This is a genomic window from uncultured Rhodospira sp., assembly GCF_937138205.1.
Lineage (GTDB): Bacteria > Pseudomonadota > Alphaproteobacteria > Rhodospirillales > Rhodospirillaceae > Rhodospira.
The window spans coordinates 144,411-170,090 of record NZ_CAKZOT010000113.1 but is presented as its reverse complement, the minus strand read 5'-3'; the positions used below and the strand labels follow the sequence as shown (position 1 = coordinate 170,090).

At 67.9% G+C, this 25,680-nt stretch carries 19 protein-coding genes; 6 read left to right on the top strand and 13 right to left on the bottom strand.

The features are described 5' to 3' along the window. Positions 1-60 precede the first annotated feature (60 nt). The 3 genes from pdhA to Q0309_RS17430 are packed head-to-tail and all read left to right on the top strand — an operon-like array spanning position 61 to position 3,443. Positions 61-1,008, top strand: coding sequence for a pyruvate dehydrogenase (acetyl-transferring) E1 component subunit alpha (gene pdhA / locus Q0309_RS17440; protein WP_299444326.1), 948 nt, complete (start codon positions 61-63; stop codon positions 1,006-1,008). Between the two features lie 17 nt (positions 1,009-1,025). Then, positions 1,026-2,438, top strand: coding sequence for a pyruvate dehydrogenase complex E1 component subunit beta (locus Q0309_RS17435; RefSeq protein ID WP_299444317.1), 1,413 nt, complete (start codon positions 1,026-1,028; stop codon positions 2,436-2,438). 15 nt (positions 2,439-2,453) lie between these two features. Next, positions 2,454-3,443 (top strand): 2-oxo acid dehydrogenase subunit E2, encoded by a 990-nt coding sequence (locus tag Q0309_RS17430; protein WP_299444314.1) that lies wholly within the window; start codon positions 2,454-2,456, stop codon positions 3,441-3,443. A gap of 24 nt (positions 3,444-3,467) precedes the next feature. On the opposite strand, the gene Q0309_RS17425 is transcribed toward Q0309_RS17430, so the two are convergent. Then, the gene (locus tag Q0309_RS17425) at positions 3,468-4,607 is read right to left on the bottom strand and encodes a glycosyltransferase family 2 protein (RefSeq protein ID WP_299444311.1); all 1,140 of its coding nucleotides are present in this window, start codon (positions 4,605-4,607) and stop codon (positions 3,468-3,470) included. A 39-nt stretch (positions 4,608-4,646) separates the two neighbouring features. Next, the gene (locus Q0309_RS17420; RefSeq protein WP_299444308.1) at positions 4,647-7,490 is read right to left on the bottom strand and encodes a [protein-PII] uridylyltransferase; all 2,844 of its coding nucleotides are present in this window, start codon (positions 7,488-7,490) and stop codon (positions 4,647-4,649) included. Positions 7,491-7,663: 173 nt separating this feature from the next. Between Q0309_RS17420 and Q0309_RS17415 the strand changes: the two genes are divergently transcribed. Next, positions 7,664-8,452, top strand: coding sequence for a 16S rRNA (uracil(1498)-N(3))-methyltransferase (locus Q0309_RS17415; RefSeq protein WP_299444304.1), 789 nt, complete (start codon positions 7,664-7,666; stop codon positions 8,450-8,452). A gap of 78 nt (positions 8,453-8,530) precedes the next feature. Next, a complete protein-coding gene (locus Q0309_RS17410; protein ID WP_299444301.1) occupies positions 8,531-9,907 on the top strand; it encodes a glutamate--cysteine ligase in 1,377 nt (458 codons plus the stop codon). Positions 9,908-9,949: 42 nt separating this feature from the next. Here Q0309_RS17410 and Q0309_RS17405 read toward each other — a convergent pair whose 3' ends face one another. From Q0309_RS17405 to Q0309_RS17395, 3 genes are all read right to left on the bottom strand, one after another. After that, the gene (locus Q0309_RS17405) at positions 9,950-10,345 is read right to left on the bottom strand and encodes a metalloregulator ArsR/SmtB family transcription factor (RefSeq protein ID WP_299444298.1); all 396 of its coding nucleotides are present in this window, start codon (positions 10,343-10,345) and stop codon (positions 9,950-9,952) included. Between the two features lie 139 nt (positions 10,346-10,484). Beyond that, positions 10,485-13,877 carry an efflux RND transporter permease subunit gene (locus Q0309_RS17400; RefSeq protein ID WP_299444295.1) on the bottom strand — a complete coding sequence of 1,131 codons (3,393 nt, stop codon included), beginning with the start codon at positions 13,875-13,877 and terminating at the stop codon, positions 10,485-10,487. A gap of 17 nt (positions 13,878-13,894) precedes the next feature. Then, complete coding sequence (locus tag Q0309_RS17395) at positions 13,895-15,109, bottom strand: efflux RND transporter periplasmic adaptor subunit (protein ID WP_299444291.1); 1,215 nt, start codon at positions 15,107-15,109, stop codon at positions 13,895-13,897. A gap of 356 nt (positions 15,110-15,465) precedes the next feature. On the opposite strand from Q0309_RS17395, the gene Q0309_RS17390 reads away from it, so the two are divergent. Beyond that, positions 15,466-16,395: a histone deacetylase family protein gene (locus Q0309_RS17390; protein ID WP_299444288.1), complete on the top strand. Its 930-nt coding sequence runs from the start codon at positions 15,466-15,468 to the stop codon at positions 16,393-16,395. Between the two features lie 127 nt (positions 16,396-16,522). On the opposite strand, the gene Q0309_RS17385 is transcribed toward Q0309_RS17390, so the two are convergent. The 8 genes from Q0309_RS17385 to Q0309_RS17350 all read right to left on the bottom strand — a co-directional run bounded on the left by Q0309_RS17385 (position 16,523) and on the right by Q0309_RS17350 (position 25,678). After that, positions 16,523-16,804, bottom strand: a complete 282-nt coding sequence (locus Q0309_RS17385; RefSeq protein WP_299444285.1) for a hypothetical protein — start codon at positions 16,802-16,804, stop codon at positions 16,523-16,525. Positions 16,805-16,946: 142 nt separating this feature from the next. Beyond that, positions 16,947-17,243: a hypothetical protein gene (locus tag Q0309_RS17380; protein WP_299444282.1), complete on the bottom strand. Its 297-nt coding sequence runs from the start codon at positions 17,241-17,243 to the stop codon at positions 16,947-16,949. 560 nt (positions 17,244-17,803) lie between these two features. Then, a complete protein-coding gene (locus tag Q0309_RS17375) occupies positions 17,804-18,457 on the bottom strand; it encodes an indolepyruvate oxidoreductase subunit beta (RefSeq protein WP_299444278.1) in 654 nt (217 codons plus the stop codon). Between the two features lie 4 nt (positions 18,458-18,461). Beyond that, a complete protein-coding gene (locus Q0309_RS17370; RefSeq protein WP_299444275.1) occupies positions 18,462-20,330 on the bottom strand; it encodes a thiamine pyrophosphate-dependent enzyme in 1,869 nt (622 codons plus the stop codon). Between the two features lie 222 nt (positions 20,331-20,552). Beyond that, positions 20,553-22,247 carry a Na(+)/H(+) antiporter subunit D gene (locus Q0309_RS17365; protein WP_299444272.1) on the bottom strand — a complete coding sequence of 565 codons (1,695 nt, stop codon included), beginning with the start codon at positions 22,245-22,247 and terminating at the stop codon, positions 20,553-20,555. Then, positions 22,237-22,575 (bottom strand): hypothetical protein, encoded by a 339-nt coding sequence (locus Q0309_RS17360; protein WP_299444270.1) that lies wholly within the window; start codon positions 22,573-22,575, stop codon positions 22,237-22,239. The genes Q0309_RS17365 and Q0309_RS17360 overlap by 11 nt, the downstream gene beginning before the upstream one ends. After that, positions 22,572-24,053 (bottom strand): proton-conducting transporter membrane subunit, encoded by a 1,482-nt coding sequence (locus tag Q0309_RS17355; protein WP_299444267.1) that lies wholly within the window; start codon positions 24,051-24,053, stop codon positions 22,572-22,574. The genes Q0309_RS17360 and Q0309_RS17355 overlap by 4 nt, the downstream gene beginning before the upstream one ends. Continuing rightward, the gene (locus tag Q0309_RS17350; protein WP_299444264.1) at positions 24,050-25,678 is read right to left on the bottom strand and encodes a monovalent cation/H+ antiporter subunit D family protein; all 1,629 of its coding nucleotides are present in this window, start codon (positions 25,676-25,678) and stop codon (positions 24,050-24,052) included. Before Q0309_RS17350 ends, Q0309_RS17355 begins: the two co-directional genes overlap by 4 nt. Positions 25,679-25,680 lie beyond the last annotated feature (2 nt).

Here is a 25,680-nt window from a genome sequence, read left to right as displayed (position 1 = left end):
TCCGATCCCGACCAGGACGACCGAGACACCCCCTCGGCGCGGCAGTACGAGCCCAAGGACCTGGAGCATTACTACCGGTCCATGCTGCTGATCCGCCGGTTCGAGGAAAAGGCGGGGCAGTTGTACGGCATGGGCCTGATCGGCGGCTTCTGTCACCTGTACATCGGCCAGGAGGCGGTGGTCGTCGGCCTGCAGGCATTGGCGCGGGAGGGCGATTCCATCATCACCAGCTACCGCGATCACGGTCACATGCTGGCCACCGGCATGGACCCGAAAGGCGTCATGGCCGAGCTTACGGGCCGCATCGGCGGCTACTCGAAGGGCAAGGGCGGTTCGATGCACATGTTCAGCCGTGAGAAGCGGTTCTTCGGCGGCCACGGCATCGTCGGCGCCGCCGTGCCGCTGGGGACCGGGCTGGCCTTCGCCCATCAGTACAACGAGGATGGCGGCATCTGCTTCTGCTACTTCGGCGACGGCGCCACCAACCAGGGGCAGGTGTACGAAAGCTTCAACATGGCCGCGCTGTGGAAGCTGCCCGTCGTCTACGTCATTGAGAACAACAAGTACGGCATGGGCACCTCGGTGGCGCGGGCCGCCGCCGCCGGGGACCTGTCGCAACGCGGCGCCGCCTATGGCATCCCCGGCAAGGGCATCAACGGCATGAACGTACTGGAGGTGATCGAGGGGGCGGCCGAGGCGGTCGAGCACGTGCGCGCCGGCAACGGCCCGTACCTGCTCGACATCAAGACGTACCGCTACCGGGGCCACTCCATGTCCGATCCGGCCAAGTACCGCACCAAGGACGAGGTCTCGAAGATGCGCTCGGAAAGCGACCCCATCGACCAACTCAAGAAGCGCCTGCTGGACGAGGGCGTGTTCGACGAGGCGCACATCAAGGACATCGACAAACAGGTCAAGGACATCGTCGGCGAGGCGGCGGAATTCGCCCAGAACAGCCCGGAACCCGATCCGGCCGAATTGTGGACCGACATCCTGGTGGACGCCTGAGGCGGGGGACGCGACACATGCCGACGCAGATTCTCATGCCCGCCCTATCCCCCACCATGGAGGAGGGCACCCTGTCGCGCTGGCTGAAGAAAGAGGGCGACACCATTGAGGCCGGCGACGTCATCGCCGAAATCGAAACCGACAAGGCGACGATGGAATTCGAAGCCGTGGACGAGGGCACGCTGGGCAAGATCCTGGTGCCCGACGGCACAGACGGGGTGAAGGTCAACCAGCCGATCGGCATCCTGCTGGAAGAAGGCGAGGACGAGAGCGCCCTCGACGCGGCGGTCAAGGAGGCCGAAGCGGGGGGCGCCGAGCAGGCCACGCCGGCGCCCGAGCCGAAACCCGAGCCCGCTCCGGCCGAGGCCAAGGCGCCGCCGCCCAAGCGGGACGCGGCGCCGGCCCAAGAGGAGCCGGAGGAGGATCCCGAGCCCACCTACGACTCCACCAAACGCCAGACCGTGCGCGAGGCCCTGCGCGACGCCATGGCCGAGGAGATGCGCCGCGACCCCGACGTCTTCCTGATGGGCGAGGAAGTGGCGCAGTACGAGGGCGCCTACAAGGTCACCCAGGGCCTGCTGGCCGAGTTCGGCGACAAGCGGGTGGTCGATACGCCAATCACGGAAATGGGCTTCGCTGGTCTGGGGGTGGGCGCCGCCTTCGCCCGCCTGAAACCGGTCGTCGAGTTCATGACCTTCAATTTCTCCATGCAGGCGATCGACCAGATCATCAACTCGGCCGCCAAGACCCTGTACATGGCTGGCGGCCAGATGGGCTGCCCCATCGTCTTTCGCGGCCCCAACGGCGCCGCCGCGCGCGTCGCCGCCCAGCACAGCCAGTGCTATGCCTCGTGGTATGCGCACGTCCCGGGCCTGAAGGTGATCACGCCGTGGTCGGCCGCCGACGCCAAGGGCTTGCTAAAGGCCGCCATCCGCGACCCCAACCCGGTGGTTTTCCTGGAACACGAAATCCTCTACGGCCAGACCTTCGATGTGCCGGACGTCGAGGACTTCGTGCTGCCCATCGGCAAGGCCCGTGTCGAGCGGCGCGGCACCGACGTCACGCTGGTCGCCTTCTCCCGCATGGTCAGCCATTGCATGGCGGCGGCCGAAACGCTCGCCGGCGAGGGCATCGAGGCCGAGGTGATCAACCTGCGCACCCTGCGGCCGCTGGACACGGCCACCATCCTTAAGTCGGTCCGCAAGACCAACCGTGTGGTGACGGTGGAAGAGGGCTGGCCCTTCGCCGGCATCGGCGCCGAGATCGGCCAGTTGTGCATGGAACAGGCGTTCGACCACCTGGACGCGCCGGTTACCCGTGTGACCGGCGCGGACGTGCCCATGCCCTATGCCGCCAACCTGGAGAAACTGGCACTGCCGCAGCCGGAGCAGGTGGTCGAGGCCGCCAAAGCCGTCTGCTACGTGTCGTAAAGGGAGGGCGAGGCCATGGACACCACCACCGTCACGTCCGCCGTCACGTCGGCACCGCCGGCCGGTCACACGCCCTCCGGAGAGCGCCTGTTCGCCAGCCCGCTGGCCCGCCGGCTGGCCGCCGAGGCCGGCCTCGACCTCTCGGCGCTCACCGGCTCCGGCCCGCACGGGCGCATCATCCGGGCCGATGTCGAAAAGGCGAAGGCCGAGGGCGGTCCCCAGGCCGAGACCGCCGGCACCGACGAACCGGCCGCCACCCCCGCCCCGGCGGCCGAGGCGCCGGCCCAGGCCGTCAAGGCACGGTTGCAGCCGTGGCAGACCTATGAGGAAATCCCGAACTCGCAGATGCGCAAGGCCATCGGCCGCCGCCTGGTCGAGTCCAAGCAGACCGTCCCGCACTTCTATCTGACCATCGACTGCGCGTTGGAACCGCTGCTCGACGTGCGCCGGCAGTTGAACGAGCGGGCCCAGGACGGCGCCTACAAGCTCTCGGTCAACGATCTCATCATCAAGGCCGCCGCTGTCGCCCTGCGCCGCGTGCCGGCGGCCAACGCGGTGTGGACCGACGAGGCCATCCTGCGGCTGGAGACGGTCGACATCTCGGTCGCCGTGGCCACCGACCGGGGCCTGATCACGCCCATCATCCGCAACGCCGACACCAAGGGCCTGGCCACGATCGCCAACGAAATGAAGGATCTGGCCCAGCGCGCCCGGGACGGCAAGCTGAAGCCCGAGGAGTATCAGGGCGGCGGCTTTTCCATCTCCAACCTGGGCATGTACGGCATCCGGGAGTTCTCGGCCATCATCAACCCGCCGCAAAGCTGCATCCTGGCCATCGGCCAGGGCGAGCAGCGGCCGGTGGTCAAGGACGGCGCCCTGACCGTGGCCACCATGATGTCTTGCACGCTGTCGGTGGATCACCGCTCCGTCGACGGTGCGGTTGGCGCCGAGTACCTCGCCGCGTTCAAGGCCATCGTCGAGGACCCGCTGTCGATGCTGGTGTAGGATGGGGGCGCCGATCCCCGTGCGTCACTTCTCGACATACCGCTTGCGAAAGACGAGATAGCGGTTGCCCAGGAAGTTGAAGACCATCCCGCACACGATTCCGGTCAGGGCGGCGATGTAGATCCCGTACGGGACATCGACGAGAACCTGAGTCCGCAGCGTCAGCGCCACGGCGTAGTTCACCGCCATGCCGACGGCGGACGCCCCCAGGAAGCCCAGGAACTGCGGAAGGATGGCGTTCTCCCGCGCATAGCTGAAGGTGAAGCGGCGGTTCAGCAGGAAGTTCGACACCAGGCTGACGAGGATTCCGCCCGCGAGAGACACCGTCTCCGGCAGCCCCAGCCACAACAGGATCGTCAACACACCCAAATTGACGACCACACCGGACGCGCCCACGACCATGAACTGCAGGAAGTGCATGGCGTTACCGAACTGGTGGATATAAAGGCGGCGAAGGTGCTGAATGTACTTCAGCTGTTCGCGCAGGGTCAGTTTACTTTCGCCATGCGCCCGGTTCGCGAAGTGAATCGGCACTTCGCCCACGTTTTCGAACCCACACTTGACGATCAGTTCCAGGGCGATCTTGTAGCCGACCGGATTGAGATCCTGTGCCCGGTCAAAGTCCGCCTTGCGGAGCGCGAAGAACCCGGACATGGGATCCCGCGCCGATGTCAGGGGCCGCGCCAGTAGCGTGGCGACGGCGCTGTTCAACCATCGGAACAGCCCCCAATCGTCGTCCGTGGAGCCTCCAGGCACATACCGCGATCCGATCACGAACTGCTGTCCCGAACCGAGAGCCAGTATCATCTGCGGAATCTTCTCCGGCGGATGGCTGAGGTCGCAGTCCATGCAGATCAGGATGGGATGGCGCGCGGCGCGGAACCCGTCGATGACGGCGGCGCTGAGCCCCCGGTTTTCGGTGCGGACGATGATCCGGACCCAATCGAAGCCCGCGCGGGCGACCGCCTCGACGCTACCGTCGCGACTGTCGTCGTCCATGAAAATCAGTTCCAGGTCGACCTTGAGCGTTTCGCGAAGACGCTGAATCCGGTCTATCATAAAAGGGATGTTTTGAACTTCCTTGTATGTCGGGACGATAATACTGGCATTGGTATTGATCACGATATGCGCGAGATCTTCACGATCCTTGTTTTCGGTGTGCACTACGGTCAAACTCCAGCCTCAGAATTCCGCCTCGCCGCCCTACTCCGCCGCCCGCGCCGCCCGGCGCCGTTCGCGCGCGGCGTCCCGCGCCACCGCCGCGCCGTGTTGGCTTTCCAGCGCCTGCAAACCCGCCGCCTGGGTCAGGGTCCGCCGGATGTCAAGCAGCTTGCCCGGATGGTTGATCTTCATGCCAAACAGGTCCTTGAGGTAAAACACGTCAACCACCCGTTCGCCATACGTATTCACTCGCGCACTCGCGATCTGCACGTTCAGCCGCGTCAGGGCCGACGTCACGGCATACAGGAACCCCGGCCGGTCGCGGCCGTTCACCTCGATGACCGTGTGGGTCTTGGAGGCCTCGTCGTGCACCAGCACGCGCGGCGGCACCGAGAAGGCCTTGGCCCGCGCCGGCAGGGTCTGGGCCTTGCGGGCGAGTTCGGCCCGCAGATCGACCTCGCCGCGAACAGCCCGGGCGACCATGTCGCGCAACCGCGCCAGGCGGTCCGGCCGGTCCAGGGCTTCGCCCTCGGCCGACTGCACGGTAAAGGTGTCCAGCGCCATCACGTTCGTCAGCGTGAAAATCTTGGCATCGACGATGGACGCGCCGCCCAAGGCGATGCCGCCGGCGATCTTGCTGAACAGGCCCGGCTGATCGGGCGCGTAGACCAGGACCTCGGTGACCCCCCGGTCCGTGTCGACCTGGGTATCGATGGTCATCACCTCGTCCTCGCTGGCGGCCGCGTCCTCGGCGGCGAAGATCAGGCGGGCATGGCGGACGTGCGTCGCCGTATCAAAGGTCAGCCAGTAGCCCGGATATCCGCGCCCCAGATGCGCTTCCACCCGATCCGCCGGCACATCGCCCAGGGCCTCGCGCAGGGCCTGCTTGCTGCGCTCCACCCGGCGATCCTGCGGCACGGTCGACAGATTGCCGATCAGGTATTCCTCGGTGCGGTAGTACAGCTCACGCAACAGGGCCGCTTTCCAGTTGTTCCAGATGCCCGGCCCGACGGCCATGATGTCCACACAGGTCAGCACGAGCAGAAGCTTCAGGCGCTCCGGCGATTGCACCAGCTTCGCGAAATCCTCGATGGTCTTGTGGTCGTCGACGTCGCGGCGAAACGCCACCCGACTCATGTCCAGATGGCGCAGCACCAGCCAGGCCACGGTGTCCGTCTCCTCGTCGGACAGACCCAGGCGCGGACACACCTCCTGGGCGACCTCTGCGCCCAGCACGGAGTGGTCGCCGTCCCGGCCCTTGGCGATGTCGTGCAGCAGCACCGCCACGTACAACGCTTCGCGCGAATGCACCTGATGCACCACCTTGCTGGCGACCGGCAGACGCTCGGCCATGGCGCCGCTTTCGATCCGGCTCAGAATGCCGATGGCCCGGATGGTGTGCTCGTCCGTCGTGTACACATGGTACATATCGTACTGCATTTGCGCCGTGACGCGTTCGAAGTCCGGCACGAACCGCCCGAACACGCCGGCGTCGCTCAACTGGCGCAGGGCGGTGTCCGGTTCCTTGCGGTGCGTCAGCAGGTCCATGAACAGCGCGTTGGCGTCGGGATCGTCGCGCAGGGGTTTCAGACGGGCGAGGTTCTCGGTGACCAGGCGCAGGGTGTCGGGGTGGATGTCCAGGCCCTGATTGTGCGCCACCAGGAACAGCCGCAGAAGCGCCTGCGGGTCCTCCTCGAACGTGGTCTCGCGCGGTACGGCGAGCCGGTCGCCGTCGAGCACAAACCCGTCCAGGTTCCGCTTGCGCATGACGAAACTGGGCACCGACAGCATCGGCCGCCGTTTCTGCTGCGCCTCCAAGACACTCAGGAAGATGCGGGTCAGATTGCCGACATCGCGCGCCACCAGGAAGTAGTGCCGCATGAAGCGCTCGACCCCGCGCGCGCCGGGCCGGTCCCGATACCGCATTCGTTCGGCGATGCGCGGTTGCACGTCAAGCGTCAACCGTTCCTCGGCGCGGCCGCTCAGGTAGTGCAGATGGGCGCGCACCGTCCACAGAAAGGCCCGCGCCCGCCGGAATTTCACCGCCACCCGCTCGGTCAGCACGCCCTTTTCCACCAGATCGTCCATATCCGCGACCCGGTAGAGATAGCGCGCGATCCAGAACAGCGTGTGCAGGTCGCGCAGCCCCCCCTTGCCCTCCTTGATGTTCGGTTCCAGCACATAGCGGGACTCGCCCAGCTTTTCGTGCCGCCGGTCGCGCTCGGTCAGCTTGGCGTCGAGGAACTCGGCACCGGACCCGGCCACCACCTTTGTATAGAGCTTATGGGTCAGGGCCTGGGCCAGCGCCCGCTCGCCCCAGATATAGCGCGCCTCCAGCATGGCGGTGCGGATCGTCAGGTCGGCGCGGGCCTGCCGCAGGCATTCGTCGATGGACCGCGTCGAGTGCCCCACCTTCAGGCCCAGGTCCCACAGCACGTACAGCATACTCTCGACCACCTGCTCGGTGTAAGGGGTGGTCCGGTAGGGCAGCAGGAACAACAGGTCGATGTCCGAGAACGGCAGCATCTCGCCGCGCCCATAACCGCCCACGGCCAAGATGCAGAGCTGCTCTCCGGTGGTGCGGGTCTGCTTGGGGAAGAAATGCTCGACCGTCATGTCGTGCAAAAGCCGCACGATCTGGTCCATGAGATAGGTGTTGCCGGCGCACACGTCGGCACCGTGGCCGCGTTCCTCCTCGAACCGGCGGCGGATCTCCTCGCGGCCGGCGGCCAAGGCCCCCTTCAACGTCTCGAGAAGGACCCCGCGGGCCTCTCGCACGCCCTCGCGCCCGCCGTCGCGTACCCTGTCGGACAAAGTCTCCAGTCGCGCCGTCAAGGCCCGACGATCAATGATCGCGCGGGGACGCCTGGGTCGAGGCAAAGACATGGCGGGAGTCCATCCACGGTCCAAAAAGAGCGGTGAGTCGCCGAACAGCTTGTGCCGCCCGGCCGCTGCCGTCAACCGACCGTGGCGTCGGTCCAGGGGAATGCCGTTGATCGCAGGCGACGAAGCCCACATCATGCGGCGCTCTTCTTTCGCCCCCGTGTCGCGCGGAGCCCATGACGGATCCCCAGACCGCCCTGCTGGACGCCCTCGCCCCGGCGCCGCCCTCCGGGCAGGGGCCGCGCCTTTACGTGGCCGACACCGACCTCGCCGAGGGCGCATCGGTCGCCCTGCCCGCGCCCCAGGCGCATTACCTGCGCTCGGTCATGCGGCGCGGCCCCGGCGACACGGTGGTCCTGTTCAACGGCCGCGACGGTGAGTGGCAAGCCGCGATCGAAACCCTTTCCAAGACTGGCGCCACGGTGCTGTGCCGCGCCTGCCTGCGGCCACAGCCCGAGGGCGAGGCCAACGGACCGTGGCTGCTGTTCGCGCCCCTGAAGCGCGGCCCCGTGGACCTGCTGGCGGAAAAGGCCACCGAACTGGGAGCGGCGCGTTTGCAACCGGTCGTCACCCGCTTCACCACGGCGGCGCGCGTGAACGCCACACGGCTGCGGTCCCTGACCATCGAGGCCGCCGAGCAGTGCCGCCGCCTGAGCGTTCCGGACATGGCGGACCCGATGCCCCTGGCCCGCCTTGGCGACGGCTGGCCGGCCGACCGCACCCTGTTCGTGCTGGCGGAACGGGGCGAGGCGCCGCCAGCCGCCGCCGCGTTCGCCGCGCACGCCGGCGCGCCCGCCGCCCTGCTGGTCGGCCCCGAGGGCGGCTTCGCGGACTCCGAGCTTGACGGCCTCCGGCATCTGCCCTTTGTTACGTTCGTGCGCCTGGGTCCCCGGGTGTTGCGCGCCGAGACCGCCGCCATCGCCGGCCTGACTCTTTGGCAGGCCCTGGCCGGCGACTGGCGCTGATCCAAACTCTGTGCAGGGCGGCCCGTCCCGTGCCGCCGGCCGCGGTCCCAGCGTCCGGCCCGTTCCCGGAGTCCCGTCATGTCCGCTCCTTCGAAACCCAACGCCCGCCCGGTGGAGAGCAAGGCCGATCTCGTGGCTTGGTTCGAGTCCGGCTGCAAGCCCCCCGACAGTTGGCGCATCGGCACGGAACACGAGAAGTTTGCCTTCACCTTGCGGGACCTGCGCCCCCTGCCCTACGAGGCACACACCGAGGGCCCCGGCATCTGCGACCTGCTGGAGGGGCTTAAGGCCTATGGCTGGAAGCCGGTCGAGGAGGCCGGCACGCTGATCGGCCTGACCTGCCCCACGGGCGGCAGTGTGACCCTGGAGCCGGGCGGACAACTGGAACTCTCGGGTGCGCCGCTGGAAACGATCCACCAGACCTGCGCGGAAACCACCAACCACCACCTGAACCTGAAGACGGTCTGCGGCGAGTTGGGGATCGGCCTCATCGGGCTGGGCTTCAACCCGAAGTGGCCACGCGCCGACATCCCGTGGATGCCCAAGGGCCGCTACGACATCATGCGCCGCCACATGCCCAGGCGCGGCGCGCTCGGCCTGGACATGATGCTGCGCACATGCACCGTGCAGGTGAACCTGGACTTCGAAAGCGAGGCCGACATGGTGCGCAAGGTCCGCGCCGGTCTCGCGCTGCAACCGCTGGCGACGGCCTTGTGGGCCAACAGCCCCTTCAGCGAGGGCAAGCCCAACGGGTTCCTCAGCTATCGCAGCCACATCTGGACCGACACCGACCCCGACCGCTGCGGCACGCTGCCGTTCGCGTTCGAGGACGGCATGGGGTTCGAGCGCTACGTGGACTACATGCTCGATGTGCCGATGTATTTCGTGCACCGTGACGGCCGCTACATCGACGCCGCCGGGCAGTCCTTCCGCGACTTTCTGGATGGGCGCCTGCCGGCCCTGCCGGGCGAGACGCCGACCCTGGGCGACTGGGCCGACCACGTCACCACGGCGTTCCCCGAGGTGCGCCTGAAGACCTTCCTGGAGATGCGCGGCACCGACGGCGGCCCCTGGAGCCGCATTTGCGCCCTGCCGGCTTTTTGGGTAGGGCTGCTGTACGACAAGGCGGCGCTCGACGAGGTCTCGCAGCTCATCAAGGGCTGGACGGCGGCGGAGATCACGGCCTTGCGCGAACGGGTGCCGGTGCAGGCGCTGGGCACGCCCTTCCGCTCCGGAACCCTCGGGGATGTGGCGCTGGAGGTGCTGGACATCGCCCGCCGGGGCCTGGCGCGGCGCGCACGGGTCAACAGCCAGGGGCGCGACGAGACCTGCTTCCTCGACGTCCTGCTGGAGATCGCCGAGTCGGGCCGCTGCCCGGCGGAAGAGCATCTCGACGCCTATCATGGCCGCTGGAACGGCAGCATAGACCCGATTTTCGTGGAATACGCCTATTGATGCACGCGGCTGAGGCCCACACCACCGGCCCAGCCCCGAAAATCAGCCGATGCCAGCCCGGGCCGGATCGGCATCGCCCTGGTCATGGGCGCCCGGGGCCGCCGCGCCGGACTGGCCGGGGGAGTCGTCGGCGTCAGGCGCGCAATAGATGTCGTACAGCGTGCCCAGGACGGCGGCCACGTCCTCGCCCTTGAGCGAATAGTAGATCGTCTGCGCCACCCGCCGTGTGCGCACAAGATCGTCGCGGCGCAGGCGCGCCAGATGCTGGGACAGCGCCGACTGACTCAGCCCGACCACCCGTTCCAGTTCGCCGACCGAACACTCGCGACCAAGCAACTGACACAGGATCAACAGGCGGCATTCATTGCTCATGGCCTTGAGCAATGTGCTGGCATTGCGCGCTTTCTCTTGCAGTTTTTGAAGGTCGTCCTGGTTCATGCCCTCTCCGCCGGAGCCTCCTGTCGTATCAGTTCGATCTTATAGAGTAGCACATTTCGCCCTCGTAATACCTGCCAAAATGCACCGGGGGGCACGGTGATTCCACGCGTCACCCTGCGCCGGGCACTGTGCGGAGAGATCACTCCCCGGCGGCCGGGGTCGACGTCGCCGGCGGCCGGGTCGTGTCGCTTCCGCGCGCCTGACGGACCTTGGCCCGCGCGAGTCGACGTTTCCGCCCACGATGACCGGACGGGGTGTCTCGCTCCTCGCGCGGGGCACGGTCGGCGCGGCGCCCCTCGATCAGGCCCATGACCAGGCTCATCAGGGCCGGAATGATGATCAACGTCAGCAGCGCCGACATGGCCAGCCCGCCCAGCACAACCGTGCCCAGACCCCGGTACAGCTCGGACCCGGCGCCGGGGAACAACACCAGCGGCGACATGCCCATGATGCTGGTCAGCGTGGACATGAAGATGGGCCGCACCCGGTTGGCGGTGGCCTGACGGATGGCATCGCCGGGCGTCAGGCCGTCCTGACGCAGCCCGTACAGGGTCTGGTCCACCAGCAGGATGGCGTTGTTGACGACGATGCCGATCAGGATGACGAAGCCCATCATGGTCAGCATGTCCAGCGGCTGATAGCTCACGGTGTTCAGAAGGCCAAGAGCCAGCACGGCGCCGGCCGAGGCCAGCGGCACGGTGACCATGATGACCAGCGGATAGAAGAAGTTCTCGAACAGCACCGCCATGACCAGATAAACGATGATCAGGGCCAGCAGGAGCTGCCAGACCATGGCGTTCCAGGCCTCGGTCAGTTTGTCGGCGGTGCCCGACAGCGACATCGACACGTTCGGCGGCATCCCTTCGGCCTGCAACGGCGCGATCACGTCGTTCTCGATGATCTCCATGGCCTGTTCCAGGGCGATGGCCTGGCTGGGCCGGATCTGCAGCGTCACCGTCCGCGCCCGCTCCAGGTGGCGGATCTCGGTCGGCCCGGCCGTGACCACCACGTCGCCCAGCGCGGCCACCGGCAGGATGGTGCCCGACTCCGTGACCACCGGCAGGGTGCCGATGCCCTGGGTGCGATCCACATGGGCCGTGCGCCCGGCCAGCGTCAGGTCGATGCGCTCGCCGCCGACGGTGATCTCGTCCACGCGCAGGCCGTCGTTGAAGGCATCCACCGTCTGACCGAAGGTCATGACCGACACGCCGTTGTCGGCCAGCTTGAGCAGATCCGGGAAGACCCGCACCTCGGGCGCGCCCAGTTCAAGGCCAGGGATGGGACGGAACTGGTTGCCCTCCTCCTGCGGCAGCACCTCGCCCACCTTGCCGGCGGCCCGCAGCGCCACGCCCAGGATGATCTCCAGGTCGGGGCCGGAGATGTCCAGGTTGACGGCGCGCGCCCCGCCCACCGAGCGGCCGAACGGCGAGGGCTGCGAGACGAAGCCGAAGGTGCCCGGCTCCGAAAACACCGGGCCGCGCAGGATAGGAATCAACTCTCGAGCACGCGCCGGATCCTCGGCGGCGGCGCCGACGAAGGCCCGCGTCTCCAGCGCCACGAAAAAGAAATTGCTGATCTTCGGCGGGGACTCGTCCGCCTGACCGCCGCCCACCAGCCCCCGCACCGCCGAGACCACGCCGGACAGCGGTCCGCCCCCGCCGCTTTCGTCGTCGGTCCCGGGCTCGTCCAGGCCGTGACGGGCGGCGCCTTCCTCGTCCGACCACAGGGGCCGCACCACATCCTCGATCGACTGGCCGATGGCCGTGGTGGTGTCGAGGTTGTACCCGGGAGGCGGCAGGATCATGCCAAAGACGAGATTACGGTTGCCCTCGGGCAGGTATTCCAGCTTGGGCAGGAAGACCCAGGTCGCGACGCCGGCAAGCGTGGTGATCGCCACCACGATCACCAGACTCAATGCCCGGCTGCGGACCACGGCATCGGTCAGACGCCGGATCAACCAACTGAAGCCACGCCCGAACTGGTCGATGCCGGGCAGTGGCACCCGGTGCGCCTCGCCCTTGCGCTTGACCTGGCCCAGCAGGCGCCGCGCCAAAGCCGGGATGACGGTGACGGCAACGATCAGCGACAGCATGACGGCCACCGAGATGGCGACGGCGATGTCGCGGAACAGCTGGCCGACCTCCTGCTCCATGGTCAGGATGGGGATGAACACCATCACCGTCGTCAGGGCCGACACCAGAATCGCGCCCCACACCTGTTTCGCCCCGTGATAGGCGGCGGCGGCGCGGCTGTAGCCCTGCTCGCGCAGGCGGTAGATGTTCTCCAGCACGACGATGGCGGCGTCGACCACCATCCCCACCGCGAAGGCGATGCCGGCCAGCGAGATCACGTTCAACGAGCGACCCAACGCCGCCATCCCCACGAACGCGCCAATGACCGAGACCGGAATGCCCAGCGACACGACCACGGTCGGCCCGAACGCCCGCAGGAACACCAACAGCACGATGGCCGCCAATACACCGCCGACGTAGATGTTGGAAATGACGAGATCGATGGCCGAGTTGATGTAGACCGTCTCGTCGTAGACCTGCGCCAGATAGAGATTGTTCTCCGCCAGCGCGCCCTGGTTCAGTTCAGCCACGGCGGCGCGCAGGCCGCCCATGGTCTCGATGACGTTGGCGCCGGTCTCGCGCACGGCGTTGAGCGCCAGCGCCGGTTCGCCGCGATACCGGATGCGCGCCCGCTGGTCCTTGTAGGCGAAGGCCACGTCGGCGACATCGCCCAGGGTGACGCGCGCCAACCCGCCGACCCCCTGGCCCTCGGCCGACCGCACCACCACCTTCTCGACGTCCTCCGGCTCCCGGAACTGCCCCTCGACCCGCACCACATAGCGGCGCTTGCCCTCCTCGACGTCGCCGGCCGACAGGGACACGTTCGCCGCACGCAATGCGTTGACCACCTGCGGCACCGTCAGGCGGTATTTCGACAGACTGACGGGATCGACGGTGACCCGCAGTTCGCGCTCGCTGCCGCCGTAGACGTTGATCCGCGACACACCCTCGACCCGCTCCATGCGGTCGCGCACGACATCGTCCACCAGGTCACCGTAGTGGTGCACCGGCGTCTCGTTTCCCGCCGCGCGGCGCAGCGTGAACCAGGCAATGGGCTGGTCGTCGGAGCCCGACGTTTCCAGCGTCGGTTCGTTGGCCTCCTCGGGGTAGTCCGAAACCTGGTCCAGACGGTTGGCGACCAGCAGCAGGGCGCGGTCCATGTTCTGGCCGGTCTTGAACTCCAGCGTCACCTCGGCGTCGCCGGTGCGCGCCCGGCCGGTCATCTCGCGCAGCCCCTCCAGCCCCTTGAGCACCTCTTCCTGCCGGTTGACGATCTCGCGTTCCACCTCGGCCGGGGCAGCGCCGGGCCAGGAGGTGTTCACGGTGATGACCGGCTGGCGCACGTCCGGCGTCATCTGGATGGGAATCTCGGTCAGGGCGACGAGGCCGAACAGCACGACCATCAGCACGGCGGCGATGACGGCCGTGGGACGGGCGATGGCAAGGCGGATGATGTCCATGGCGTGTGTCCGGTTTGCTATCCGTCGGCCGCCGACCCATCGCCGGCCTCTCCGGTCCCGCGCGCGCTGGGCGGCACCGTGGCCCGCACCGGCTGGCCGGGCCGCAGGCGCTCATTGCCGCGCGTCACCACGGTTTCCCCAAGGCTGAGCCCGTCGCGCACGGCGAAGGCGTCCCCCACCGCCGGACCCAGGTCGACCGGCCGTGGCTGCGCGACCCCGTCCACGACCACGAACACCATGTTGCCGGTGGGCTTGTTGATGACCGCGTCCTTGGGCACCGTGACCACCGTGCGGGCCGGCCCCTCGGGGATCATCAGCGTGACGCTCTGCCCCGCCGCCAAGTGGCGCTCGGGTCCCGACGCGGCCGGCAGGGTCAGGCGCGCCGGGCGCGTGCGGGTGCGGGTGTCCTCGGCCGGCACCAGGGCGCGCAGGGCGGCCACCGTTTGGGTCTCATCGTCGAGGAACACGTCCACGGCCTCGCCGATCGACAGGCCGTCGACCAGATCGAAGGGGATGTCCGCCTCGACTTCCAGGTCCAGGTGATTGAGAAGTGCCACCACGGGCGCGCCCTTGGTGACGTAGGCGCCGACCTCGGTATGCCGCTCTGTGATGGTACCCGGGTAGGGTGCCCGGATTTCGGCGTCGCGCAGCGCCACCTCGGCCAGCGAGAGGCGCGCGCGGGCGATGGTCAACGCCGCCTGCGCCACTGACACGGAGTGGTTCAGCCCGGTGGCCTCCTCGCTCTTGTCATCATAGCGCGCCTGGCTGAACGCCGCCGACCGGCGCAGGCTGGCGAGGCGTTCCAGTTCCTGCTGGGCCAGGGCCAGACGCGAGCGCGCCTCTTCCAGCGCGGCCTCGCGCTGTTGCACCTCTGCGCGGGCCAACTCCACCTCAAGACGCACGCTCTCGGTGTCCAGGCGCGCGAGTAGGTCGCCGGCCTCGACCACGTCGCCGACGTCGACCGCCATGTGCTCGACCGCGCCCGAGCCCTTCGCCGCCACCATCCCGGCGCGGCGCGGCACCAGCCGGCCGACTACCGGCACCGTCTGCGTCGTGGCCCGTTCGCTCACCGTGGCGACCCCGACCGGCGTGGCGCGGGGACCGTCGCCCTCGCCGCCCTGCTGGGCGACGGCGCCCGGGCCCGGCACGACGAGCAGCGCCCCGCCAAGACAGGCGACCGCCAGCCAAGACCACCGACGGCCCGCTATGCGCCGCCCGGCTGTGTTCCGCATTCTCTCGTTTCTCCCTCGCACCCATCCCCGGGCGGCCAGATCTTCTACGCTCGCCTAAGATTGGGTCAATCATCGCACAGAACCAGAGCGCCCGCCTCAGAGAAAGCGGAGCGCCGTCCGCGTTTGACCAAACGGCAAACAACACCCATGTCGTGACCCGGTGATGACGCCCCGACTCTGCCCTTGTGACAAAGTGTGACCAACCCCACCCCCGCCCGGTGGCGCGCGCCATGGTTCGTGCCGGTCCCGGACCGGTCCCGAACCGGTCGGCCGAATGAAGCGTCACGGGAAAAAGCCGTTGCGGCCTTGTCCGGGGCGATGCGACAAAAGTCGCCAAGACTGGAGGAAACGGAACCATGGCCACGCTGTACGTGACTCATCACGCCTGCATCGATCACGACACGGGCGACTTTCACCCGGAATGCGGCGATCGCCTGCGGGCCGTGCAGCGGATCCTGGAAGCCGAGGATTTCATGCTGTTGCACCGGCAGGAGGCCGTGGCGGCCACCGACGAGCACCTCCGGCGCGCCCACCCGCAATCCCATATCGACCGCGTGTTCCGCACCATTCCGCCCGAGGGCCTGCGACATATCGACGGCGACACGCTGGTCTCCGCCGCGTCGGGCGAGGCCGCGCGCCGTGCCGCTGGCGCCGTCGTGGTGGCGGTCGACGCCATCATGCGCGGCGAGGTGACCAACGCCTTCTGCGCCGTCCGCCCCCCCGGCCACCACGCCGAGGCCGAACGGGCCATGGGGTTCTGCCTGTTCAACAATATCGCGGTCGGCGCCCTCCATGCCCGGGCGGCGTACGGCCTGGAACGCATCGCGGTGTTCGACTGGGACGTCCACCACGGCAACGGAACGCAGGACATTTTTCAGACCGACCCGGGGCTGTTCTATGCCTCGACCCACGAGGCCGGCAACTACCCCGGCACCGGGTTCACGCAAGAGCGCGGTGTGGCCGGCAACATCCTCAACTGCCCGCTGCCGCCGGGATCCACCGGTGATGCCTTTCGCGCCGCCGTCGACCAGACGATCGAACCGGCGATGCGGGCCTTTCAGCCGCAGATGGTGATGATCTCGGCCGGGTTCGACGGCCACGCGCGCGATCCGCTGGCGCACCTGCGCCTTCAGGTCGCGGATTACGTCTGGGCCACGCGGCGCATGATGGCGGTGGCCGAGGACTGTTGTGACGGCCGGCTGGTGTCGGTGCTGGAAGGCGGGTACGACCTGCAGGCCCTCGCCGGCAGCGTCCATGCCCACGTGCGGACCCTGATGGGGGTATGACAGATGGGGGTCTAACAGGCCGACGGCGCGGCACCCTGGTCAGGCACCGCGCCGTCCGCCTCGCGGAAAACGCATTCCCCGGTCGGCGGCCACCGCCGCCGCGCCACCCCCGAGCGGCGGACCCCCTCTATTCCGCCGCCACCGGTTCCCGCTCGGCGAAGCTTGCCTCGAACTCGCGCAAGGCCGCACGATAGCGGGCCGCCGTCTCGGCATCCCCCCGGCGGTCGGCCTTCACCGCCGCGCGGTCCAGTACGTCCCGGATGGTGATGTAGCCCTTGTGCTGACGCAGAGTCATTTCGGTCCACGCCGCGGCCAGCATGGGCAGCAGATCCTCGCTCTCGGCGATGGCCGCCACATAGGACGACGTCGATGCCGTCATGGCCTTGATGCGCTCGGGATCCAGTCTCATCGTCTTACCTCCTGTCCGGCGGTCGAGACCCGTGTGCTCCGAAACCGCCACCGTCTCGCCCGCTCTCACACGCGCTTCTGCCGTTACACTGTCGCCCGGTCCGCTGAACCCTGCCTGTCGTCCCGTTCTGTCTTGGTGCGCCCTAGAGCCGCGCCCGTTCCCGTTCCAGGATTCGTTCCAACTCGTCCGCCGCCGCAAAGTCCCCACGAAGCCGGGCCTCGCCCGCGCGCTCCGACAGGATCTCAATCACATGCGTCCGCCCCTCGGCCGTTCCCAACTCTCGGGCCGTCCATTCGGCCGCGATCACGGTCGGCAGATGCTCCGACACGGCCAAGGCTTCCACTTCGTCGGCATCCATGCCGCAGAAGGCAATACAGTCTTCGAAAGTCAGCATGGCGTGGCTTTCCCGTACCCCCTGTCGGTCGCAGGTCGCCGCCATGGTGTCCCAGTCCGTTTGCGCCTTGACCTCCTGGCCCCGGTCGTCCCAAGCGCATGGCGCGACGCGCCGTTGCAAACAGTGCCTCTTGATGGGGGCACTCAATGTCGGCGTGGCGTCTCGTCGCGAGGGAAACCCGACGATTGGAGGGTGACTATAACATTCGTGTTGCAGTTTCGCAAAGGCACGCCCGAACGACATAGAGTCGTGAAATTTTAGGGGCATTCGTCGATACACTGCCACTTTGGTGGGATTTCGCGGAGCACAGCATTCGTTAGACTGAAATCCGGGCAAGCGTCCGGAGACATCGTCAGCACTTTTGGACGACTAAGAGCGCCACTCGGACGATCCCATTAGCGCGAAAGAAGGATTTCGTACCGCTCGAAAGAAGGAGGAGACGGCAGACGCCCCCCTTCGCGGCAGAGCCGCGCATTGGAACGAGCCCGCCGACCAAAACGCTCTACCGCCCGCGCGGCGCGCGCATGGCGGGACGGGGTCGCTCGGAAAGGGAGATCTTGACGGCGCGGAAGAGCCCCACGCGCGACGCCGCGCGGACTCGGCGCTCAGTTCGCCGTCGCCGTCGCCGGTTCCGGAGCCGGCGCGCGGCTGACCGCCGCCCGCCCGGCATCGAACGCACGGCCGTTCAGGTCGGCCAGCGCCGGCTTGCGGGCGCGGAATACCTCAACCACGCGCGACCGAAGATCCTCGGCCGACAGCGGCAGCAGGTCGGCGACGGCCCCCAGCATCACGGTGTTCATCAGTCGGTGATTGCCCAGGGAGTCGGCGATGTCGCGCGCCTCAACCGTGCGCAGGTCGATCCCACGCTGCCGAATCAGGGCGATCGGGTCCTCGGGGTAGTCGAACAGGCCCTGGTGCACCACGGGCGGCTTGACGCGCAGGCCGTTGACCACGGCGCGCCCACCCGGACGCAGTTGGCCGACCCAACGCAGCGCCTCGGCGGCCTCGAAGCCGATCAGCAGGTCGGCCTCGCCGTCGGGGATGGCGGGCGCCAGCACGCGCGGACCGAAGCGCAGGTTGGAGGTCACGACACCGCCCCGCTGGGCCATGCCGGCCACCTCGGTCTTCTTGGCGTCGTGGCCAGCGTCCACGGCGGCGTGGGCCAGCAGTTCGGCGGCGGTCAGCACACCCTGGCCGCCGATGCCGCAAAGCAGCACATTGGTGACGCCGGCCGACCCGGCCGCCGGATGCTCGGTCATGGTCTCACACTCTCTCCAGGCGGGGATGCGCGGCCGGATCCAGCGGCACGATGGCATTGGGCGCGCAGGTTTCGACGCAGGCGTTGCAGCCGGTGCAGAACGCGCTGTCGATGCGGGCGAAGGCCAGTTCCTTGGTCTTGCCGCTCTTGGTCGTGGTGGTCTCGCGGCGGGTGACCTGGATGGCCGGACACCCGGTGTCGATGCAGCCGCCGCAGCCGGTGCAGTCCTCTTCCACCACCTTCAGCGCCGGACGCGGCACATGCCGGTCGGTCAGCACGCACGGCTGGTTGGTGATGATGACCGAGACCTCGGGGATCTGCGTTTCCGTGCGGATCAGCCGGAACAGCTCTGGCAGTTCGTAGGGATCGACCGAGTGCACCCGCTCCGGCTTGACGCCCATCGCCTTGACCAGGGCGACGAAGTCCACCCGGGGCGCTTCCTCGCCGTGGATGTCGAACCCGGTGCCGGGGTGCTCCTGGCCGCCGGTCATGCCGACGGTGCGGTTGTCCAGGAGCATCACCGTGACGTTGGCGCGGTTGTAGACCAGGTCCAGCAGCCCCTGCATCCCCATGTGCAGGAAGGTGGAATCGCCGATCACGGCGACCACCGACTTTTTCGAATCCTCGCCGGAGCGGGCGATCGCCAGCCCCTGCGCCATGGTCACCGAGGCCCCCATGCAGGTGCAGGTGTCCATGGCCTGCCATGGGTGGCCGGCGCCCAGGGTATAGCACCCGATGTCACCGGCGATCAGCGCCGCCCGGCGCAGCTTCGACAGACAGTAGAACGGGCTGAGGTGCGGACAGCCGGCGCACATGGTGGGCGGACGCGGGAACACCGAGGGATCGGGACCGGCGGGCGGCGCATGGGCGGGTTCCTCGCCGCGCAGTCGGGCCACACCCCGGCGCAGCACCGAGACCGACAGCTCTCCATGGCGGGGCAGCACGTCCTTGCCGTGCACGTCAATCCCGGCCGCCTTCAGGGCCTGTTCGACCAACGGCTCGGTTTCCTCCGCCACCAGCAGCGTGTCGACGGTGCGAGCGAAGGCGCGGATGCGCTCAACCGGGACCGGGTGCGTGAAGCCGAGCTTCAACAGCGGCGTATCCGGCAGCGCCTCGCGCACCGACAGGGCCGCCGGGCCGCTGGAGACGATCCCCACGGACCGGTCGATCCCGTCCATCAGCGTGGTCAGGTCGGACTCGTCGGCCAGCGCGGTCAGCGTGGCATCGCGCTCGTCCTGGCGCGGCAACATGCTCTTGGCGTTGCTCGGCAGCATGACCCAGCGGCGAGAGTCACGGATGAACCCCCGCGCTGGCGGCGCCTGGCGCTCGCCGACGGAGACCAGCGTCTTGACGTGGCACACACGGGTGGTCAGGCGCAGGAGCACCGGGCAGCCGACCTGCTCCGACAGTTCGAACGCGGCCAGGGTGTGGGCGTGGGCCTCCTGGGCGTCGGCCGGCTCCAGCATCGGCAGATGGGCGAAGCGGCCCCAGTAGCGGCTGTCCTGCTCGTTCTGGCTGGACGACAGGCCGACGTCGTCGGCAATGGCGATCACCAGGCCGCCGTGACAGCCGGCCAGCGCCTGGCTCATCAGCGCGTCGGCGGCCACGTTCATGCCGACATGCTTCATGGCGCAGAAGGCGCGCGCACCGACCAGCGAGGCGCCAATGGCCACCTCCAGCGAGACCTTTTCGTTGACGCTCCATTGCGCCCGGATGTCCGGGTAGCGGGCCAGCGTCTCCAGGATCTCCGTCGATGGCGTGCCGGGATAGGCGGTGGCCACGGCGGCCCCGGATTCCCACACGGCGCGGGCCACGGCCTCGTTGCCGGAAAACAAGGTGCGGCTGCCGATGGCGATTTCGGTCAGGGCGTTCATGACCGGTTCCTCCCCCCTGCCTGTGTGGTTCTTTCGTTCAGCGACCCCGGCGGCCGCGCCGGACCGTGGGACCCCGAAACCGGCCGCCCATCGATCGACGCGGACGCGAAACAAGCCCCGGGGAACCGCAGCGTTTACCCTGGGGACCCGGCCAGCGTCAAGGTGCTGAATGGCCCCCGAAAACAGGCCATGCCGGCGGGCGCGGCCGGTGCGTCAAACCCCTCACCCGGCGGGCCACACGAAAAACAATATAAGATAGAGCAGCAGGAACAGCGCGACCATGACGGCCGAGGTGTTGATCGGCCAGGCGCGGCCCAGCGCCCCATGCGGACCATGCGTGCGCGCGGTGATGGCGATCAGGCCGCCGATGCCGCGCCGCGTCACGCTCAGCCCCCCGGTCCACACCGGCCCGACCGTGCGCAGCAGGAACGCGGCCACCGCCGGCCCGGCGACCCGCCACAGCCAGTCCCAGTCCAGCGTGATGGTCAGGGTGCGCTTCATCAGCGGCAGCAGGATGAAGAACGCCAGCCCGGAGAACAGCAGCAACTGAAGCTGTGTGACCACATGGGCGCCGGTGTAGGACTCGTACGCCACCGGGTACGGCAGCAGGGCATAGAGCGGGTCCGGCCACACGCCGATGAACAGGCACAGCCCGGCGAACAGCAGCATGGCCAGGATCATGGGGGCCGGCGCCTCGCCCGGCCGCAGGCCGCTGTCCTTCTGGAAGAACACGAACCAGGGGAACTTGATGCCGGCGTGCAGGAACACGCCGGCGCTGGCCGCCTGCAACAGCATCCAGGCCCACAGCATGTGTTCGTCGGCCGCCCCCTGGGTGATCATCGACTTGGTGACGAACCCTGAGGTCCACGGGAAGGCAGAGATGGCCAAGGCACCGATAATGCCGCAGAACGCGGTGACCGGCATGGTGCGGAACAGACCGCCCAGGTCGGAGCACTTGCGCAGCCCGGTCATGTACAGCACCGAGCCGGCGCTCATCAGCAGCAGCGCCTTGTAGATGATGTGGGCGAAGGCGTGCGAGGCGGCGCCGTTCAGCGCCATCTCGGTGCCAATGCCGATGCCGCAGACCATGAACCCGACCTGGTTGATAATGGAATAGGCCAGGATGCGCCGCATGTCGTTTTCCAGCAGCGCGTAGATGATGCCGTAGAAGATCATGTACAGCCCGACCCACACCAGGATCTCGGTGCCGGGAAAGCCGCGCAGCAGGACGTAGACGGCGGTCTTGGTGGTGAAGGCGGACAGAAAGACGGTGCCGCTCCACGAGCCCTCGGGGTAGGCATCAGGCAGCCAGGCGGTCAGCGGCGGCGCCCCGGCGTTGATCAGGAACCCGATCAGAATCATCCAGGTCGCCCACGAGTCCGCCGTCATGGCCGTGAAGTCGGCGGAGCCGGTGGCCGTGATCTGCCCCGTGATGCCGGCCATCAAAACCACGCCGCCGAGCAGGTGGATGAAGGCATAGCGCAGGCCGGCCCTGCGGCTTTCGGGGGTGCCCGGGGACCAGATGATCAGCGTCGAGGCGATGGCCATCAGTTCCCAGTAGATGAACACGCCCAGCAGGTCGCCGGCGAACACGACCCCCATGGCACCGCCGGCGTAGACCAGGGCCGAGGCGCTCTCCAGTGTGTTCTTCTGCGGCAGGGCGTAGAGGCCGCCGACAACGGCCATCAAGCCGAAGATGGTGCCGAACAGCCGCGACAGCGCATCCGTTTGCACCAGCTCCAGGGTGTAGCCCAAGTACTCGATCGACGAGACCACGCCCTCGGGCAGCGTCCAGATGTGGGCGAACCCAAGCAGCGGTGCCAACAGCGTCATGGTCATACGGCCACGGCGCGGCAGCAGGGGCAGGATCAGCCCGCCCAGGATCAGGAACAGCCCGGGGGAGACGTTACCCAGCATCGTAGTACGTGTCCTTGCGCTTCAGGGCCATGCCCAGGCCCTTGGCGAACAGCACCATGGCCACACAGCTCAGGAAGCCGAACCAGGCATGGAAGCCGAACCAGCCGTCGACGCCAAAGTGCGGGTGCAGGTGCACGACCAGTTCGGCCAGAACGGTCAGCGCCAGCACGATGCCGAACACCCACCACAGAATGCGAATGCCCTTCGCCGTGACGAACCAGGGTTGCTTCTCGTCGGGCGCGCGGGTGCGCGGCATGACGCCGCTGGGCGGCGTCTCGGTCACCTGAACGATGCGCGGCGCGTCGCTGCCCGGCTCAGTATGGGTCACGGCCGTCCTCCCACGAGTTGTTCGGCCAGGGCCAGGAAGGAATCGGGGACGAAGAACAGGAACAGGCTGCCCAGGGCGGTGAAGGCCAGGGCCACGACGATGGGTGTCGGCGCCTCGCCGTGGTCATGCTCCGGGTCCACCGGGGCCGGCTTGGTGGCGAACGCGCGATGGACGATGGGCAGGAAATAGGCCGCGTTCAGCACCGTCGAGGCGAAAATCACGGCGATCGCCGCCCAGGCCTGCGCCTCGTAGGCGCCGGACAGCATGAACCACTTGGAGACGAACCCGGCCGTCGGCGGCACGCCAATCATGGCCAGCGCGCCGATGGCGAACGCCCCCATGGTGACCGGCATCTTCCAGCCGATGCCGTCGAGCTGGCTGATCTCGGTCTTGTGCGCGGCGGTGTAGATGGAGCCGGCGGCGAAGAACAACGTGATCTTGCCGAAGGCGTGGGCCATGATGTGCAGGGCGGCCCCCATTACCGACAGCGGCGCCAGGATCAGCGCGGCCAGCACGACATAGCTCAACTGACTGATGGTCGAATAGGCCAGCCGGCGCTTCAGGTTGTCCTGCCTGAGGGCGACAAAACTGGCGGCCAGGATGGTGAACCCGGCGAAGGCGGCGATCCACTCGGTGCCCGCCGTGCCGTTCAGCAGGTCCAGCCCGAACACATAGACCACCACCTTGACCACGGTGAACACACCGGCCTTGACCACGGCCACCGCGTGCAGCAACGCGGAGACCGGCGTCGGCGCCACCATGGCCGCCGGCAGCCAGCGGTGGAACGGCATCACCGCCGCCTTGCCGATGCCGAACACGAACAGCGCCAGCAGCAGCAGGACCGGCCAGCCCTCGACCTTGCCGGCCAGCAGCCCGCCGGGAACGAAATCCAGGCTGCCGGCCAGAATCCAGCAGGCAATGATGCCCACCAGCTGCAGGCCGATGGACGTGCCCATCAGGATGCCCAGGTAGACACGACCCGACCGCTTGGCCTCGTCGGTGCCCTTGTGGGCGACCAGCGGCACCGTGCTGATGGTCATCAGCTCGTAGAACAGGAACAGCGTCAGCAGGTTGCCGGCATAGGCGATGCCCATGGCCGAAAAGATGGCGATGGCGAAACAGGCGTAGAACCGGGTCTGCGCGTGCTCGTCGTTGCCGCGCATGTAGCCCACGGAGTAGATCGTGGTGACGATCCACAGCAGGCTGGCGATCATGGCGAAGATCTGGCCCAGCGGCTCGACCGTGAAGGCCAGCGGCACGCCGGGGATCACCTCCCACAGGGTCAGGCTGGGCCGGGCACCGATCAGCACCGGGCCGAGCAGCGAGAACACCATGCTGCCCAGGGCGAAGGCGACCAGCAGGGTCGAGCCCTCCCGCACATTGGGCCAGCGGCCGAACAGCAGCGTCAGCAGCACCGCCAGGGCCGGCAGGATCAGGCAGGCGCCGATGGTCTGCATCATGTCCAGGCCGACGATCACGGGTCCACCCCCGGCGCGTGCGCGTCCTGTTCAGGGGCGTGCCCGGCGCCGTGGCCTGTTCCATGGCCATCACCGTGACCATGCGGATCCTCGAACAGCGGGTGTTCCCAGGTCGGCCCCTCGCCGGGAACGTAATTCAGGATATAGTCCGCCGCCGCCTCCGTCAGACCCACGGTATACGTCGTTTCCAGGCCGAAATACACGTTGGCCAGCGCCAGGACCCACATCGGCGCCAGCATGACCAGCGGCGCCTCGCGCACAGGCGCCGCGCCGGCCGGTCTGGAGCGGAAGTAGGCCACCTCCAGCACGCGCCAGACGTAGATCACGGCCAGCAGCGACGAGGCCAGCACGGCCGCCACCATGATCCAGTGCCCGCCCTCGATGGCACCCCGAACCAGGTACAGCTTGCTGATGAAGCCGACCGTGCCCGGTACGCCGATCAGGCTGAACGCGGCGAGCACAAAGGCGGCCATGGTCACGGGCATTCGGTAGCCGACACCGTCCAGGCGGCGAATGTCGGGACTCCCCACCCGCAGGATGACCGCCCCCAGCGCCATGAACACCGTGCCCTTCATCATGGCGTGGTTGACCATGTGCACCAGGCCCCCGGTCATGCCCGTGACCGAAACCATGCTGATGCCCAGCATCATGTAGCCCACCTGGGCGATGGACGAATAGGCGAACAGCCGTTTCAGGTTGTACTGGAAAACCGCCACCGCCGAGCCCGACATCATGGCGAGAATGGCCAGCACGCCCACGAGTTGCGTTTCCGACACGGTGGCCGGCAGGGTCTGGAACGCCTCGATCGGCCCCAGCACGGTGAAAAAGATGCGCACCAGCACGTAGATGGCCACCTTTGTCGCCGTCGCCGCCAGGAACGCCGTGACCACCGACGGCGCGTGGGTATAGGCGCCGGGCAGCCATTTGTGCAGCGGGAACAGGGCCAGCTTCAGCGCCAGCCCCACGGCCAGGAAGGCGATGGCCACCGAAATGGTGCGGGTCTCGGCGACCTCGGGAATGCGCCGCGCCAGGTCCTCCATGTTCAGCGTGCCGGTCATCATGTACAGCAGACCGATGCCGATGACGTAGAAGGTGGCACCCAGCGACCCCAGGATGAGATAGCGGTACGCCGACGTCTGTGCCCTGGGATCGCGACCCATGGCCACCAGGGCATAGGTGGAGAGGGAGGAGATCTCCAGGAACACGAACAGGTTGAACACGTCCCCCGTCGCGACCATGCCCAACAGCCCCGTCAGACACAGCAGGAACAGAACATAGAACACGGGAATCTGGCGACGCGGGATCTCGGCCTCGACGCTGGGGCCGGCGTACATCAGCACCAGGGTGGCGATGCCCGTCACCAGACACAGCATGACCGAGTCCAGCGGGTCGATGACGTATTCGATGCCCCAGGGCGCGGCCCAGCCGCCCATGTCGTAGCTGAAGGCCCCGTTCTGCTGCACCAACACGATCAGGGCGATGGACACGGCGAAGGCCGCGCCGCTGACCGCCAGGGCGAACAGCCACGCCAGCCGGGGCAGGCGCAGGAACAGGCACAGCGGCGCCGCGACCAGCGGCAGCACGACCTGAAGGGCGGGAAGGTTCTGGCTCAGCAGGGAGGGCATCA

What these genes read in the sequence shown, in the direction of transcription:
- Q0309_RS17395 (WP_299444291.1), bottom strand. Translation starts at nt 15,109, where the DNA reads ATGCGGAACACAGCCGGGCGGCGCATAGCGGGCCGTCGGTGGTCTTGG.
- Q0309_RS17405 (WP_299444298.1), bottom strand. Translation starts at nt 10,345, where the DNA reads ATGAACCAGGACGACCTTCAAAAACTGCAAGAGAAAGCGCGCAATGCC.
- Q0309_RS17430 (WP_299444314.1), top strand. Translation starts at nt 2,454, where the DNA reads ATGGACACCACCACCGTCACGTCCGCCGTCACGTCGGCACCGCCGGCC.
- Q0309_RS17410 (WP_299444301.1), top strand. Translation starts at nt 8,531, where the DNA reads ATGTCCGCTCCTTCGAAACCCAACGCCCGCCCGGTGGAGAGCAAGGCC.
- Q0309_RS17380 (WP_299444282.1), bottom strand. Translation starts at nt 17,243, where the DNA reads ATGGCGGCGACCTGCGACCGACAGGGGGTACGGGAAAGCCACGCCATG.
- Q0309_RS17390 (WP_299444288.1), top strand. Translation starts at nt 15,466, where the DNA reads ATGGCCACGCTGTACGTGACTCATCACGCCTGCATCGATCACGACACG.
- Q0309_RS17370 (WP_299444275.1), bottom strand. Translation starts at nt 20,330, where the DNA reads ATGAACGCCCTGACCGAAATCGCCATCGGCAGCCGCACCTTGTTTTCC.
- Q0309_RS17435 (WP_299444317.1), top strand. Translation starts at nt 1,026, where the DNA reads ATGCCGACGCAGATTCTCATGCCCGCCCTATCCCCCACCATGGAGGAG.
- Q0309_RS17385 (WP_299444285.1), bottom strand. Translation starts at nt 16,804, where the DNA reads ATGAGACTGGATCCCGAGCGCATCAAGGCCATGACGGCATCGACGTCG.
- Q0309_RS17400 (WP_299444295.1), bottom strand. Translation starts at nt 13,877, where the DNA reads ATGGACATCATCCGCCTTGCCATCGCCCGTCCCACGGCCGTCATCGCC.
- Q0309_RS17365 (WP_299444272.1), bottom strand. Translation starts at nt 22,247, where the DNA reads ATGCTGGGTAACGTCTCCCCCGGGCTGTTCCTGATCCTGGGCGGGCTG.
- Q0309_RS17350 (WP_299444264.1), bottom strand. Translation starts at nt 25,678, where the DNA reads ATGCCCTCCCTGCTGAGCCAGAACCTTCCCGCCCTTCAGGTCGTGCTG.
- Q0309_RS17420 (WP_299444308.1), bottom strand. Translation starts at nt 7,490, where the DNA reads ATGTCTTTGCCTCGACCCAGGCGTCCCCGCGCGATCATTGATCGTCGG.
- Q0309_RS17415 (WP_299444304.1), top strand. Translation starts at nt 7,664, where the DNA reads ATGACGGATCCCCAGACCGCCCTGCTGGACGCCCTCGCCCCGGCGCCG.
- Q0309_RS17375 (WP_299444278.1), bottom strand. Translation starts at nt 18,457, where the DNA reads ATGACCGAGCATCCGGCGGCCGGGTCGGCCGGCGTCACCAATGTGCTG.